Annotated in this window: 13 protein-coding genes; 8 read left to right on the forward strand and 5 right to left on the reverse strand. The window is 29.9% G+C overall.

All coding sequences use genetic code 11. The annotated features are described in order from the left end of the window. The 6 genes from aspS to ABY298_RS10155 all read left to right on the forward strand — a co-directional run. Positions 1-1,366, forward strand: a 1,366-nt coding sequence (gene aspS / locus ABY298_RS10130) for an aspartate--tRNA ligase (RefSeq protein ID WP_372745936.1), incomplete at its 5' end; no start/stop codon positions are given. Positions 1,367-1,541: 175 nt separating this feature from the next. Further along, positions 1,542-3,242 (forward strand): TrkH family potassium uptake protein, encoded by a 1,701-nt coding sequence (locus ABY298_RS10135; protein ID WP_372745937.1) that lies wholly within the window; start codon positions 1,542-1,544, stop codon positions 3,240-3,242. Positions 3,243-3,256: 14 nt separating this feature from the next. Beyond that, positions 3,257-3,943, forward strand: a complete 687-nt coding sequence (locus tag ABY298_RS10140) for a TrkA family potassium uptake protein (RefSeq protein WP_372745938.1) — start codon at positions 3,257-3,259, stop codon at positions 3,941-3,943. 311 nt (positions 3,944-4,254) lie between these two features. Continuing rightward, positions 4,255-6,045 (forward strand): chloride channel protein, encoded by a 1,791-nt coding sequence (locus ABY298_RS10145; RefSeq protein WP_372745939.1) that lies wholly within the window; start codon positions 4,255-4,257, stop codon positions 6,043-6,045. A 144-nt stretch (positions 6,046-6,189) separates the two neighbouring features. Next, entirely contained in the window at positions 6,190-7,980 is a 1,791-nt protein-coding gene (locus tag ABY298_RS10150; RefSeq protein WP_372745940.1) for a chloride channel protein, read from the forward strand. A gap of 2 nt (positions 7,981-7,982) precedes the next feature. Further along, entirely contained in the window at positions 7,983-8,231 is a 249-nt protein-coding gene (locus tag ABY298_RS10155; RefSeq protein WP_372745941.1) for a hypothetical protein, read from the forward strand. Here the strand turns inward: ABY298_RS10155 and ABY298_RS10160 are convergent. After that, positions 8,223-8,672, reverse strand: a complete 450-nt coding sequence (locus ABY298_RS10160; RefSeq protein WP_372745942.1) for a nucleoside deaminase — start codon at positions 8,670-8,672, stop codon at positions 8,223-8,225. The two genes, ABY298_RS10155 and ABY298_RS10160, sit on opposite strands and share 9 nt — an antisense overlap. 55 nt (positions 8,673-8,727) lie before the next feature. On the opposite strand from ABY298_RS10160, the gene dxs reads away from it, so the two are divergent. Together dxs and ABY298_RS10170 are read left to right on the forward strand one after the other, a co-directional pair. Further along, positions 8,728-10,497 (forward strand): 1-deoxy-D-xylulose-5-phosphate synthase, encoded by a 1,770-nt coding sequence (gene dxs / locus ABY298_RS10165; protein ID WP_372745943.1) that lies wholly within the window; start codon positions 8,728-8,730, stop codon positions 10,495-10,497. A gap of 66 nt (positions 10,498-10,563) precedes the next feature. After that, positions 10,564-11,532 (forward strand): DUF3078 domain-containing protein, encoded by a 969-nt coding sequence (locus ABY298_RS10170; protein WP_372745944.1) that lies wholly within the window; start codon positions 10,564-10,566, stop codon positions 11,530-11,532. Positions 11,533-11,565: 33 nt separating this feature from the next. On the opposite strand, the gene ABY298_RS10175 is transcribed toward ABY298_RS10170, so the two are convergent. From ABY298_RS10175 to ABY298_RS10190, 4 genes are all read right to left on the reverse strand, one after another. Beyond that, positions 11,566-12,897: a deoxyguanosinetriphosphate triphosphohydrolase gene (locus tag ABY298_RS10175; protein WP_372745945.1), complete on the reverse strand. Its 1,332-nt coding sequence runs from the start codon at positions 12,895-12,897 to the stop codon at positions 11,566-11,568. 125 nt (positions 12,898-13,022) lie between these two features. Then, a complete protein-coding gene (locus tag ABY298_RS10180; RefSeq protein WP_372745946.1) occupies positions 13,023-14,000 on the reverse strand; it encodes a DUF4837 family protein in 978 nt (325 codons plus the stop codon). After that, positions 13,997-15,508, reverse strand: coding sequence for a LysM peptidoglycan-binding domain-containing protein (locus ABY298_RS10185; protein WP_372745947.1), 1,512 nt, complete (start codon positions 15,506-15,508; stop codon positions 13,997-13,999). Before ABY298_RS10185 ends, ABY298_RS10180 begins: the two co-directional genes overlap by 4 nt. 3 nt (positions 15,509-15,511) lie before the next feature. Then, positions 15,512-16,111: OmpA family protein (locus ABY298_RS10190; RefSeq protein WP_372745948.1), on the reverse strand; the 600-nt coding region annotated here is incomplete at its 5' end.

Raw genomic sequence — 16,111 nt, forward strand, 5'->3', positions numbered from 1 at the left:
ATATTTAGATATTAGAAGAAATCCGGTAAAAAACAACTTAATTTTTAGAAGTAAAGTTGCTATAGAAACCCGTAAATATTTATCAGACCAAGGTTTTATTGAAGTTGAAACACCAGTTTTAATTAAATCTACACCAGAAGGCGCACGTGATTTTGTGGTGCCAAGTAGAATGAACGAAGGTCAGTTTTACGCCTTACCACAATCGCCTCAAACATTTAAACAATTGTTAATGGTTGGAGGTTTAGATAAATATTTTCAAATTGTAAAATGCTTTAGAGATGAAGATTTACGTGCCGACAGACAACCAGAATTTACACAAATAGATTGTGAAATGGCGTTTGTGGAACAAGAAGATATTTTAAACACATTTGAAGGATTAACACGCTATTTATTAAAAGAAATTAATGGTATTGAAGTAGAAAAATTTCCAAGAATTTCATACGAATACGCTATGAAAACTTACGGAAACGACAAACCAGACATCAGATTTGGAATGGAGTTTGGTGAGTTAAACGATGTTGCTCAGCACAAAGATTTTGGCGTGTTTAACAATGCAGAATTAGTGGTTGGTATTGCTGTTCCAGGTGGAAACACTTATACACGAAAAGAAATTGACAACCTAATTGAATGGATTAAACGTCCACAAGTTGGTGCTTTAGGAATGGTATATGTGCGTTGTAATGAAGATGGAACTTACAAATCATCGGTTGATAAGTTTTATACTGAAGATGATTTAGCAAAATGGGCCGAAAAAACAGGTGCAAAACCTGGCGATTTAATTTGTGTTTTATCTGGAAACACACATAAAGTTAGAACTCAATTAAGCATTTTACGTATGGAATTGGCAACGCGTTTAGGCCTGCGTAAACCAAACGAATTTGCGCCACTTTGGGTGTTAGATTTCCCTTTATTAGAATGGGACGAAGAAACAAACCGTTACCACGCAATGCATCACCCTTTTACATCACCAAAACCTGAAGATATGCATTTATTAGATACAGATCCTGGAAAGGTACGTGCAAATGCCTATGATATGGTATTAAACGGAAATGAAATTGGTGGTGGATCTATTCGTATTCACGATAAAAAAACCCAGGCAAGAATGTTTGATTTATTAGGATTTACTCCAGAGCAAGCAAAAGATCAGTTTGGATTTTTAATGAATGCCTTTGAATATGGAGCACCTCCACACGGTGGTTTAGCATTTGGATTGGATAGATTGGTTGCTATTTTGGGTGGACAAGAAACCATTCGTGATTTTATTGCGTTCCCAAAAAATAATAGCGGACGTGATGTAATGATTGATGCTCCATCAAAAATTGATGATGCTCAATTAAAAGAATTATGCTTAAAATTAGATTTATAATTTAACATAAATTAAGAATAAAAAAGCCACGCCATTTAAATTTGATAACTAGGTGTGGCTTTTTTGGCTAAAGGCTTTTTAATAAAATTAATTAAAGTTATAAAAGTTGATTCAACATTTAAATAAATATTTCAACTTAAAGTTATTATATAAAATAGCTTTTATACTTACTCTTTTGGGGGTGTTTATTTTAATTTTTGATTTTGGTTTTGATCAATCCATAAAATTACAAAGAATAATAAATGGCTTTTATTTACTAATATTAAGCATTGGAATTGTTACAACTTTTATACGATATTTTACACATCGCAAAGAAATTGAAGCAAAAGTTTGGACATTTGACTTAATAAGTATTTTAATAACTTTAGGTGTTATTTACATTCACTTTTTTTCACAAGAAGCACACAAACATATTTCTTTTTTATACAATGATAATTGGATAAAACTTTCCATTTTATTAACCTTTATAAGAGAATTTTCCGAACAAAACATTAACTACAAGCGCACTTTATTAAACCCTGCGCAATTATTTATCATCAGTTTTTTAGTTATTATTTTTATAGGAACCCTTTTATTAATGCTCCCAAATGCAACATACTCTGGTATATCATTTGTTAATGCATTATTTACATCAACTAGTGCAGTTTGTGTAACCGGACTTATTGTTGTTGATACTAGTAGTTATTTTACGCAATTTGGACAAACAATATTGCTAATTTTAATACAAGCTGGCGGAATTGGTATTTTAACTTTTGCAAGTTATTTTAGTTACTTTTTTAAAGGAGTATCATCGTATGAAAATCAATTGATTTTAAGCGATATGACAAATTCAGAAAAAATTGGAGAAGTTTTTAATACCTTAAGTAGAATTATTGTAATTACTTTTACTATTGAAATAATTGGAGCACTATTAATTTTCTTTAGTTTAAATTCAAGTTTGTTTGATGGGGTTTTTAACCAAGTGTTTTTTGCAATTTTCCACTCCATTTCCGCTTTTTGCAATGCAGGGTTTTCAACCTTACAAAATGGTTTGTACGAAACAGGTTTTAGATTTAATTACATTTTACAATTTTTACTAATACTATTGCTAATTCTTGGTGGTTTAGGATTCCCTATTTTAGTTAATATTTTAAAATACTCTAAATATTACCTAACCAGAAAATTATTAGGTATTAAAAGTTGGAAAAAACAATACAAACCTTGGGTTTTAAGTTTAAATAGCAGAATTACGTTAATTACCACATTTTCATTATTGGTAATTGGTACTGTAAGTTTTTACCTGTCTGAATATAATAATGCATTGGCTGAACATCACGGAATTGGAAAATTTGTAACAGCATTATTTGGATCAGCAACACCAAGAACTGCCGGTTTTAATACTGTTGATATGACTACATTAACGGTTCCAACAATTATGGTTACAATTCTTTTAATGTGGATTGGTGCTTCACCAGCTTCCACTGGAGGTGGAATAAAAACCAGCACATTTGCAATTGCAGTATTAAATTTTATAAGCCTAGCCAAAGGAAAATCGAGAATTGAAATTTACCGAAGAGAAATTGCAGATAGCACAGTTAGAAGAGCTTTTGCTGCCATATCTTTATCTTTAATTATAATTGGCATTGGAATTATTTCAATCTTAATTTTTGACCCAGATAAAGGATTATTAAATGTGGCTTTTGAATGTTTTTCGGCTTACAGTACCGTTGGGTTAAGTTTAGGAATTACAGGAAATCTATCTGATGCTAGTAAACTAATTTTAATACTAATTATGTTTATTGGTAGAGTAAGTATGCTTTCCATTTTAATAGCAATATTTAAAAAAGTAAAACATAAAAATTATCGTTATCCAACGGAAGAGATAACCATTAATTAATAAAAAATATAGATATGAAATTTTTAATTGTAGGATTAGGAAATTTTGGTGCATCACTTGCAGAAAAACTAACAAATCAAGGAAACGAAGTAATTGGAATAGATTCTAGCATGGCAAAAGTTGATGCCTTAAAAGAAAAAATTTCGCATACAATATGTATGAATGCTACAGATGATTTTACAGTTTCTGGCTTACCTTTAAAAGATACAGATGTTGTAATTATTGCCATAGGAGAAGATCAAGGAGCAAATGTAATGGCTACCGCTTTATTTAAAAATTTAAATGTTAAAAGATTAATAAGCAGAGCAATAAACCCTTTACATGAAATGGTTTTAAATGCTTTAGGGGTTGATGAAATTGTACACCCCGAAGAAGAAACAGCAGAACGTTGGGCAAAAAAATTATGCCTAGTTGGTTTGGTAGATTCTTATGAATTAAGTGATGATTACAGTTTAGTAGAAGCTAATGTACCCAATGAATATGCCGGAAAAAAAATTGGTGAAATTGATTTTAGAAAAAAATACAATATTCTAATTTTAACAACAATTAAAAAAACCAATGAAATAAGTAATGTTGGAAAAAATATTAGCGTACATAAAGTACAAGGTGTTGCATCTGCAGACTTAGTTTTAGAAAAAGATGATATTTTAGTTCTATATGGAGCTAATAAAGACATTCAAAAATTTTTAAAAAACTACTAAAATTATCAACTCCATTTTTAGTTGTTCTTTAAATTTACAGCAACAAAAATTTTATTTTATACGTTGATTTTCAAACAATTTATATATTTGCTTAAAATCATTCTAAATAACGTTTGAGTGGCAAAAGATAAACCAAAAAGCATTTTTAATTACGACTTTGACTGGGATTCATTAAAAAAGGAATCTGTTAAAGATAGCTGCTGCGAAAAGTACAAGAAGAAAGGTGAGAAAAAGTGCAAAAATTGCCCTAAAAGAAATGCGAAGTAACTCTATTTTAGTACTTTTGATTTTACCAATTTTTATAAACTCAAATGTCGGATAGATTTAAAAATATTTTAAAGAAATTTTTAATTTGGAAATATCAACACATTTCCGACAAACAGTTTATATACATTGCTAGTGCTGTAATAGGATTATTAGCAGGACTTGGAGCAGTTGTTTTAAAAAACTTAACACATTTTATTCAGCATTTATTAGAAGGTGAATTTATTAATGATATTCACATTGCATTTTATTTTATTTTCCCAATAATCGGTCTGTTTTTAGTCCGAATGATTAAGAGATATGTAATTAGAAAAAAAGTTGGACACGGAATTCCAACCACCTTATTTGCTATTTCCAAATTAAAAGGAATTTTACCAAGTCACCAAATGTGGTCATCCATAATTACCGCACCTTTAACCGTAGGTTTTGGAGGTTCTGTTGGGTTAGAAGGTCCAACCGTTGCCACAGGAGCCGCATTAGGTTCAAACTTTGCCCGTTTAATGCATTTAAACCAAGCAACCAGAACACTACTTATTGGTGCTGCCGCGGCTGGCGCTATGTCATCAATTTTTAAAGCTCCCATTGCGGCAATTGTTTTTGCAGTTGAAATTTTTAGCTTAGAACTTACGTTAGCTTCTATGGTGCCATTACTTTTAGCTTCAATCACGGCCGTTCTAACATCTTATTTTTTCCTTGGAAAAGATGTATTACTGCACTTTAATTTACAAGATCCGTTTGTGCTAAATGATGTAATATTTTATATTCTTTTAGGAGTTTTTTCTGCTATAGTCTCCATTTATTTTAGCAAAGTTTACGCTAAAATTGGTGCTTTTTTTAGAGATTTTAAAGGCGCTCACAAACGATTGCTTTTTGGAGGAATTTTATTGGGTATTATGGTATTTTTAGTACCTCCACTTTTTGGTGAAGGTTATTCTACAATCAATAACATTTTAAAAGGAAATATAACTGATATTGTTTCTAATAATTTTTTACATGTTGAAATTGATAATGTTTTAATTATTATTGCCCTTTTAGTTGGACTAATATTGTTTAAAGTTATTGCAACGGCATTAACGTTTGGTGCTGGTGGAGTTGGTGGCGTTTTTGCTCCAACACTTTTTACTGGTAGCATTACTGGATATGTTTTTGCATTAATAATTAACAATAGCTCCTTGTTTGAGAGAGAACTATCTTCTACCAATTTTGCTATGGTTGGTATGGCTGGTTTAATGGCTGGAATTTTACAAGCTCCGCTTACCGCAATTTTTCTAATAGCTGAAATAACAGGAGGTTACGAACTTTTTATTCCTTTAATGATTGTAGCATCTATTTCATTTTTAATTTCTAGATATTATCTTTCTCATAATATATACGCAACAGAATTAGCAAAAAAAGGAGAATTAATTACTCATGATAAAGATAAAAATGTGTTAATGCTAATGGATATTGATAAGGTTATTGAAACGAACTTTATTGTTTTAAAACCTGATATGGATTTAGGTGATATTATACAAAATGCCGTAATTAAATCATCCAGAAATCATTTTCCTGTGGTTAATGAAAACGATGAATTTTTAGGAATTTTAATGTTAGATGATATACGAAGTATCATGTTTGAGCAAAAGTTGTATAAAAAACTAAAAGCTCAAAGTTTAATGCAAACTGCTCCTGCTATTATTAATTATGATAAAGATACTATGGAAGTAATTATGGAAAAATTTAAAGAAACTGTAGCTTGGAATTTACCCGTAATTAAAGATGGAAAATATTACGGATTTATATCAAAATCAAGGTTACTAACTTCCTACCGAAGAAAACTTATAAATGTTACTGCTTAAATATTTCATCTAAAAAGAAAAACACCTAAAATAGTTACATTAAAAATTCCTTTTAAAACAGCCTATGAAAAAATACCATATTGTATAATGGCTACAACTATTTTTTAGTACTTTTGCCCCTTCTTATTTATATTCCAACTCATAATGTCATCAGGATTCAAAAAAATTCTTAAAAAATTTTTAATTTGGAGATTTCAACATATTTCTGATAAACAATTTATAAATATTTCTAGTGCTATTATTGGTTTACTGGCAGGTTTTTCTGCAGTTGTTTTAAAAAATTCAACCCACTTCATTCAAGAACTATTAGAAGAGGGAATTATTAAAGATATACATAATGCTTTCTATTTTATTTTTCCACTTATTGGTTTAATTATAGTATTTGTTATAAAAAAATACTTAATACGAAAAAAAATGGGACATGGAATACCTGTTACCCTGTTTTCTATTTCAAAATTAAAAGGAATCATACCAAGTTATCAAATGTGGTCATCATTAATAACAGCTCCTTTTACTGTAGGTTTTGGAGGTTCTGCTGGTTTAGAAGGGCCAATAGTTGCAACAGGTGCGGCATTGGGTTCAAATTTTGCGCGTCTATTTCATTTAAATCAAACCACTAAAACACTACTTATTGGCGCTGCAGTAGCCGGTGTATTTTCATCAATATTTCAAGCTCCAATAGCAGCCATTGTTTTTGCTGTAGAAATATTTAGTTTAGAATTAACCATGGTTTCTATGATTCCAATTTTATTGGCTTCAATTACAGCCGTGTTAACTTCTTACTTCTTTTTTGGTGATGATATTTTATTACACTTTGAAATAATAGATAAGTTTAAATTAAAAGATGTTTCTTTTTATGTACTTCTTGGAGTTTTTTCAGCAATAGCATCTATTTATTTTAGTAAAATATATTTTAAAATTGGTGCATTTTTTAAAGATTTTAAAGGATTTCATAAAAGACTCTTATTTGGTGGAATTCTATTGGGTGTTATGGTATATTTAATTCCTCCTTTATTTGGTGAAGGTTATTCAACTGTTAATAATATTTTAACTGGAGATATTGGCAAGGTAATTTCAAACAATATTTTTCATATTCAACCAGATAACGTTTTAATTATTATTGTATTTCTAATAGGATTAATTTTATTTAAAGTTGTAGCCACATCTCTAACTTTTGGTGCTGGTGGAGTAGGTGGTGTTTTTGCACCTACGCTTTTTACAGGAGCAGTTACAGGCTATGTGTTTGCCCTAATTATAAATAGTAGTAATTTATTTGATCATCAATTATCAACGGCAAACTTTGCTATGGCTGGTATGGGCGGCTTAATGGCTGGTATTTTACAAGCACCGTTAACGGCTATTTTTTTAATTGCGGAAATTACGGGCGGATACCAACTTTTTGTTCCTTTAATGATTGTTTCTGCAATAAGTTATTTAATTACAAAAACGTACATTCCTCATAATATTTATAGCGCAGAACTAGCTAAAAAAGGTCAGCTAATTACACACGATAAGGATAAAAAAGTTTTGTTACTTATGGATATTGATAAGGTAATTGAAACCAATTTTATTCTAATTCATCCTAATATGAATTTAGGAGATATTGTTAATGAAGCCGTAATTAAATCAACCAGAAATCACTTTCCTGTTGTAAATGATAACAATGAATTTTTAGGAATTTTAATGTTAGATGACATTAGAAGTATTATGTTTGAACAAAAACTGTACAAAAAGCTTAAGGCAAAAAATTTAATGCAAATTGCTCCTGCAATTATAGATTATGACAAAGATTCTATGGAGGTAATTATGGATAAATTTAAGGAAACTGTAGCCTGGAATTTACCTGTTTTAAAAGATGGAAAATACTATGGTTTTATTTCAAAATCTAGACTATTAACCTCATACCGAAGAAAATTAATTAATGTAACCGCGTAATTATGAAATACATTTTAATCACAATTTTAGTACTTATTTTAACCGCTTTAACTTATGGTTTTTATATAAAAAGTAATGGAGATACTTTTGGTGAAATAATAATAGGAATAAGTGTTTTAGCTATTGCTTTTATTTTTATGCCTTTGTTTATTTATCACCGGTATAAAAACAAAAACATGAAGGATTTTACTTTTGAAAAATTTAAAAACGATTTAGAAGAAAGAAGTAAATCAGATAAAAACTCAATTTAAGTTCCGTTTTTCAATAAAAAACCTTGTTAATAATTTACTGCACTCATCTTCTAAAACGCCACCAATTACAACCGTTTTTGGGTGTAGTGTTGTTTTTAAAGCTGTAAATCCACGTTTTTCTTCGCTTGCACCGTATACAATTCGTCCTATTTGGGTCCAATAACTAGCACCTGCACACATTTGGCAAGGTTCTAAAGTAACATACAAAGTACAATTTTTTAAGTATTTTCCTCCCAAAAAATCAGCCGCAGCCGTAAAAGCTTGCATTTCTGCATGAGCAGTAACATCGTTTAGCGTTTCTGTTAAATTATGTGCGCGCGCAATTATTTGATTGTTCATAACAACTATAGCACCAACCGGAACTTCATTTTTTTCAAATGCAAATTCTGCCTCCTGCAAGGCACGTTTCATAAAATAAATATCATCAAAAGGATCTATCATATTTCAAAAATAATTTTTTTTAATCAACCTACAATAAATAGTTTAATTTTGTAATGTGAACACAAACTTATTAGCACAAATTAATAGTCCAATTGAGTTACGCAAACTCTCCAAAAATCAACTTCCACAAGTTGCCAAAGAGTTACGCGATTTTATTATTGATATTGTAGCAACTAAAGAAGGACATTTAGGTGCTAGTTTAGGTGTTGTGGAATTAACCATTGCCTTGCATTATGTTTTTGATACACCAAACGATTTGCTAATTTGGGATGTTGGTCACCAAGCATACGGACATAAAATTTTAACTGAAAGACGCACAAAATTTCATACCAACCGACAAATGGGAGGTATTTCAGGTTTTCCAAAAAGAAGTGAAAGTGAATATGATGTTTTTGGAACTGGTCATTCTTCAACTTCTATTTCTGCGGCTTTAGGAATGGCCATTGCTTCAAAAATAAAAGGCGATTTAAATAAACATCATATTGCGGTTATTGGCGATGCTTCTATAGCTAGTGGAATGGCTTTTGAAGGATTAAATCACGCAGGTGTTACAGATGCTAATTTGTTAATTATTTTAAATGATAATGCTATGGGAATTGACCCTAGCGTTGGAGCGTTAAAAAATTACTTTACCAATGTAAAAGCTGGGAAAAAAGTTCGAAAAAATAATATTATTGAGGCGTTAAATTTTAATTACTCTGGTCCAATTAACGGCCATGATATTACTGCTGTAATTACCGAATTAGAACGCTTAAAAACCATTAAAGGTCCTAAGTTTTTACACATAATAACCACCAAAGGAAAAGGATTAATAAAAGCCGAACAAAACCAAGTTAAATACCACGCGCCAGGAAAGTTTAATAAAGATACTGGAGAATTATTACCACAAACCGCCAAAATTGAACCACCAAAATATCAAGATGTTTTTGGTGAAACCATTGTAGAATTAGCCAAAAAAAATACTAAAATTGTTGGAATTACTCCTGCAATGCCTACAGGAAGTTCTTTAAAATTAATGTTAGATGAAATTCCAGAAAGAGCTTTTGATGTTGGTATTGCTGAACAGCATGCAGTTACTTTAGCTGCAGGAATGGCTACACAAGGATTAATTCCCTTTTGTACCATTTATTCTACTTTTTTACAACGCGCTTATGATCAAATTATTCATGATGTTGCGTTACAAAATCTTCCTGTAATTTTTTGTATTGATAGAGCTGGACTTGTTGGTGAAGATGGCGCAACACATCATGGCGTTTTTGATATTGCTTATTTACGATGCGTTCCAAATATGGTAATTTTTGCGCCTTTAAACGAAATAGAATTACGGAATATAATGTATACTGCTCAGTTAGGAATAAATTTCCCCTTAGCAATTAGATACCCAAGAGGTAGAGGAACTTTAATTAATTGGAAATTGCCAATGCAAACTATTGAAATTGGTAAAGGCGTATGCATTACTGAAGGAAATGAGATTGCTATTTTAACCTATGGAACTATTGGAAATACAATTATTGAACTTCAAACTGAATTACCTAAACAAAAATATGCACATTATAATATGCGTTTTGTAAAACCTTTAGATGAAGCCTTATTACATAACGTTTTTAAAAAATTTAGTACTGTTATTACTCTTGAAGATGGTGCTTTACAAGGTGGTTTTGGAAGTGCTGTTCTAGAATTTGCTTCAAAAAATAATTACAAAAATACATCTATAAAAACGTTAGGAATTCCTGATAAATTTATTGAACATGGTGAAATTTACGAATTGTTTAAAAGTATAGAGCTTTCTAAAGAAATTATACTAAAAACACTTTTAAATTTTTAGTTTTTATTGATTTTTTAATACTAAAGTTCTTAAATTAGCGTTTTATTTTTTTATTAAAATAGTCTAATGAAATTTAAAATATTTACCCTTTTAGTTTTTCTAACTTCACACTTTTTAAACGCAACTATACTAAATGATTCTTTAGCACTAAAAAAAGATTCCATTAGTGTTATAAGTCATTGGAAAACAAAAAATAAACTTAACTTATTATTCACTCAAAATTCGTTTGTAAATTGGAATGCTGGAGGAAATAATTCAATTGCTGGCATTATAAAAGTTCAATTAACTAAAAATTACAAAAACAATCATATGACTTGGTCTAATGAGTTAAAAAGTAATTATGGTTTAAATAAAGAAGAAGATAGAGAACTAAGAAAAACTGAAGACTTATTTGAAGTAAATTCAACTTTTGGTTACCGAAAAAACGTAAAATCTAACTGGTATAATTCTGCAAAATTTAGTTTTAAAACACAATATACCAACGGCTATAAATATCCAGATACAGACACGCCAATTTCAAGATTTTTCGCTCCTGCATATTTATTTTTAGGTGTTGGATCTGAATACGCCGATAAAGCAAATAATTTTAAATTGTATTTATCGCCAATTACCAATAAAACTACTTTTGTTTTTGATAGAACACTGGCTAACAAAGGTTCTTATGGTGTTGAAGAAGCTACCTATGATGATGATGGAAATTTACTAACCAAAGGTGAAAATACTAAAATGGAATTTGGTATGCTTGTTTCTGGTGAGTGGAAAACTGAAGTTATGACCAACATTCAGATGGGAAATAAACTAATTTTATATTCTGACTATGTAAATAATTATGGAAATATAGATTTTGACTGGGAAATTAATTTCGATTTAACCATTAACAAATATGTAACAGCTAATATTGGTTCGCACTTTCTTTTTGATGATGATGTACGTAATAAAAAGGATATTGATGATGATGGAATTCTAGAAACTATAGGTCCAAAAATTCAGCTTAAACAAGTTTTAGGTGTTGGGTTTTTATATAATTTTCAATAATAAAATTAAAATCTCTCAACTTTTAAAGTTACTTTATCCATTTAATTTTTTATACAATTGCAAAGCATAACCATCGGTTAAACTGGCAACAAATCCACAAATTGATAAAATTCTTAAATACATAGTTTCTTTAGGTTTTTGCAAACTTTCAGGTAACAAATTTAAAACCAATCTATCGTAATTTGTTAAAGTGTTTTCGTAACTATTATTTATTGATGTAATAAAAACATCTAATAATTTACCTATAACATTATAGCCAACTAATTCTTTTTCAATAACTTCCCTACTTCTATATATTTTCTCTACACTTAATTTAATAATGTCATTAATTTGTGCTTCATACTTACATTTATCCAACAAAGAAAACGGATATTCCCCTTTTAATATAGCGTCTTCATTTTTTAAAAACACATCTGAAGCTTCTGAAATTAGTGTTCCAATTGCCAATGCTCTTAAGTAACTTAATCTATCTTTTTTAAATTCTAATTGATGATATTTCTTAGAATCTATTGTATCTTTTACAAGTTTAATTAAATATTCCAGTGCAAAATCTTCTTCAATTACGCCTAAATTAATACCATCTTCAAAATCTATAATTGTATAACAAATGTCATCAGCTGCTTCAACAAGATAAGCTAATGGGTGCCTTCTGTATGAAATATCTTCATTGTTTCCTGATGAAATTAATCCTAAATCAGTTGCAACTTCTTTAAAAAATGGAACTTCAGATTGAAAAACTCCATATTTTTTATCAGCAATATGACTTGTTGGTTTTTTAGGTAGTGATTCTTTCGGGTATTTCATAAAAGCACCCAATGTTGCAAAAGACAAACGCAATCCGCCTTCACTTCCATTTTTACTTTCAGTTAAAAGTCTAAAACCATTTGCATTTCCTTCAAAATCAATAATATCTTGCCATTGTTTTTTGGAAAGAAATTCTTTAAATTTAATTCCGTTTCCATTTTTAAAATACTCTCCAATAGCCTTTTCTCCACTATGTCCAAAAGGTGGATTTCCAATATCATGAGCCAATGCTGCGGTAGCTACAATAGCTCCAAAATCGTTCATTTTATAACCTTCTTCAACTAATTCTGGATGCTTTTTTAGCACTTTTTCTCCTACAGTTCTACCCAAAGATCTGGCAACTACGCTTACCTCTAAACTATGCGTTAAACGCGTGTGTACAAAGTCGGTTTTTGATAGTGGAACAACTTGTGTTTTATCTTGTAAACTTCTAAAAGAATCTGAAAAAATAATACGATCATAATCAACTTCAAAACCTAATCTAGTTTCATCTTGATCTTTACGTGCTCTGTGTTGTGTATCTCCAAATCTTTTTAATGATAGTAATTGAATCCAGTTCATTTTTGTATAAAATAGTTTGTGCAATATACTTAATATTTAGGTTTTTTAAACCTACTGTTGGTTACAAAAAAAGGCTGTCTGAAAAGTAAAGTTTTCAGACAGCCTTTTTTGTTTTTATAAAATACCTATTGGTTAATTTTTAACGTTTTTAAAATTGCTTCAATTTCAAACATATAATCTCTTTTGTTTACAGATGGAGCGTATGTTAATCCTTCTACAACTACTACTCTATTTTTTGCTTTATCAATTACTGAATAGCTTAAAAAAGGACCAGCCATATACATTCCTTTCACTTCCCATTTTCCTCTTGTTTCAAAAGCTTTTTTACCATCTAAAGTAACTTCAAAAATATGAGGTGTAAATGCTTCTTCCGTAATCATATGAGAATCTTTTACTTCTCCAGGAATATATTTTTTACCAATAGAATCTCTACGTGCTACAATGGCGTTTCCATTTTCATCATTTTCACTCTCAATTGGATATGAATATGTTATAATTTCCATACTATTTGCGCCATCTATATGATATCTATACCAAACAAAATCTCCAGTATCATCAACAAAATTATAATTTCTTGGTATTTTTATTGAATACCCTTGTTCTTGAAAAGTTTTAATTTTTGTTGGATCCCAATATTTCTTTAAAATATTTCTTTGTACTGTAGCTAAATCGGATGTTTTAAATTCAGAAACAATTTTTTTATTGTTAGTAACAATTAAATCAATTAATTCTTCTTCTGATTTACCAATTATTGTTATAATTTTTTGGGGTGAAGCATATACATTTGTATTTACAGTAAACGAGTTTTCATCGCCTAAACTAACGCTTAAAACATTTCTGGTAGCCTTAAACATACTTCCAAAACTTTCTAATGGAACTTGTGATACTTCAAACTGTGATTCTGGCTGTGGTAATGCAATTACAGGTTCTGCTAATATTTTTCTAAGTTCATTCCCTAAATCGCCTTGCCATTGGCTGTTTTTCATTACAACTAACAAACTGTTAATTCTACCATTTGCAGTTTTAAGTACTTTTTTATCGTTTGCTGGATTGCACGAAATAAACAAGACAGAAAACACTAAAAGCATTGCTATTTTTTTCATTTATTAAAAATTTTTAATTTGGTTCCTGGTTTTAAACTTTTAGCACTCCAAATATTGTTCCAATCTTTAATATTTGCAGCAGAAACATTTGCATATTTTTGAGCAATGGTCCAAAGTGAATCTCCAGATTTAACAGTGTATGTTTCAAACCCGCCTTTTGGTATCTCTTTTACGGTTGTTTTACTTGAACTACTTGATGCAGCAATACCAGTATTATTTGTGTAAATTTTTAATCGTTGACCTATTGTAACATTGTTACTTCTTAAATTATTCCAACGTTTTAAACTAGTTACTGAAACTTTGTATTTACTTGCTATTCTTCCTAAATAATCACCTTTTCTAACTTTATAGGTAATCTGATTGTTTACTACTACATTTTGTGGTATGGTTTTCTCTCTTTTAGCCGCTTGCGCATCTACATACGCATAAATTAGGTTTTCATTACTTACAAAATTTCCTACGTGTTTAATAGGTAATGTTAACACATAATTTTTATCTTTTACATAGGGAATAATCTCTAGTTTATACTGCGGATTTAAAAACCTTAAAATTTCAGGGTCCACATTTAGTGTTTCTTGTATTTGTTTAAAACTAATTTGCTTTTTAACTTTAATAGTATCTGTTTCAAAACGTGTTATAGCATTTTCTCTGGCAACAATATTATGTTCATTTGCATATTTAAAAATATACATTGTTGCATAAAAAGCAGGTACATAACCAGCAGTTTCTCTTGGTAAATAATTTCTGATGTTCCAAAAATTAGTACTTCCACCTGCACGTCTAATTGCTTTGTTTACATTTCCAGGACCAGAATTATACGCTGCCAAAGCTAAATCCCAATCGTTATAAATTTTATATAAAGTAGATAAGTATTTACACGCAGCTTCTGTTGCTCTAATTGGGTCTGAACGTTCATCTATATAAGAACTAATATTTAAGTCGTATAAAACTCCTGTTTGATACATAAACTGCCATAAACCAGTAGCTCCAACTCTAGATTTGGCTGTTGGTCTTAAAGCAGATTCTACAATGGCTAAATATTTTAATTCTAACGGAATATTATATTTATCTAAATGCTCTTCAAACATTGGAAAATAAAACCGCGCTCGTTCCATAATTATGGATAAAGCTGGTTTTCTTTTTAGTAAATACGATTTAATTATTTGCTCTAATTCCGGATTGTATTCCACGTTAAAAGGTGTTTTACTATCTAAATCAGCTAAACGTTTTTTTAACAATTTTGTTGGTAATTCCTTTAATTCAGGTTCATATTTTTCATCTTCATCTATAGAATATTTCAACGTATCATTTAAAGGCGAATTAATTAATTCATTAATCCACATACTATCAATTGCACTAACCTCATCGTGAAATTGTAATTTTATAGAATCTAACTTTTTCTCAAAAATGGAATCTTCCATTTTTTGAAGATTTTCGCTTTTAGAATTTTCCTGTGTATATGCTATATTAAGTGCTAATATTGTTACTATTACAAATAATTTTCTCATTAGTTAGTCTTTTAAAAGTTTTGAAATTTGATCTAAGTTTGGCGCTAGAATAATTTCAATTCTTCTATTTTTTGCTTTCCCTTCAGCTGTTTTGTTTGTATCAACTGGTACAAATTCGCTTCTACCTGCTGCGGTAATTTGAGTTGGAGTTACACCTTTGTTTTCTAAAATTCTTACTATTGCAGTGGCACGTTTTACCGATAAATCCCAGTTGTCAATTAAGGTAGTTCCTGTGTACGGAACATCATCTGTATGTCCTTCAATTAATACATTAATATCTTTATTTTCTGCCAATACATTTGCCAATTGTTCCACTGCTTTTTTACCTTCAACACCTACGGCCCAACTTCCTGAGTTAAATAATAATTTGTTTTCCATAGAAACGTAAATTTTACCATTTTTATGAACCACTGTTAATCCTTTTCCTTCAAAATTATGCAACGCATTTGAAATTGCATTTTTTAACTGTTGCATTTGCGCTTCTTTGGCATTTATTAAACCTTGAAGTTCGTCTATTTGTTCTGAGCGTTGTTTTAATTCTTTTTGAAGTTTTTCTAATCGACTATTTTCAGCAGCTAATTTTAATTCTTTTGCTTCTAGTTC

Source organism: Lutibacter sp., assembly GCF_041596795.1.
In the GTDB taxonomy this organism is placed as follows: domain Bacteria; phylum Bacteroidota; class Bacteroidia; order Flavobacteriales; family Flavobacteriaceae; genus Lutibacter.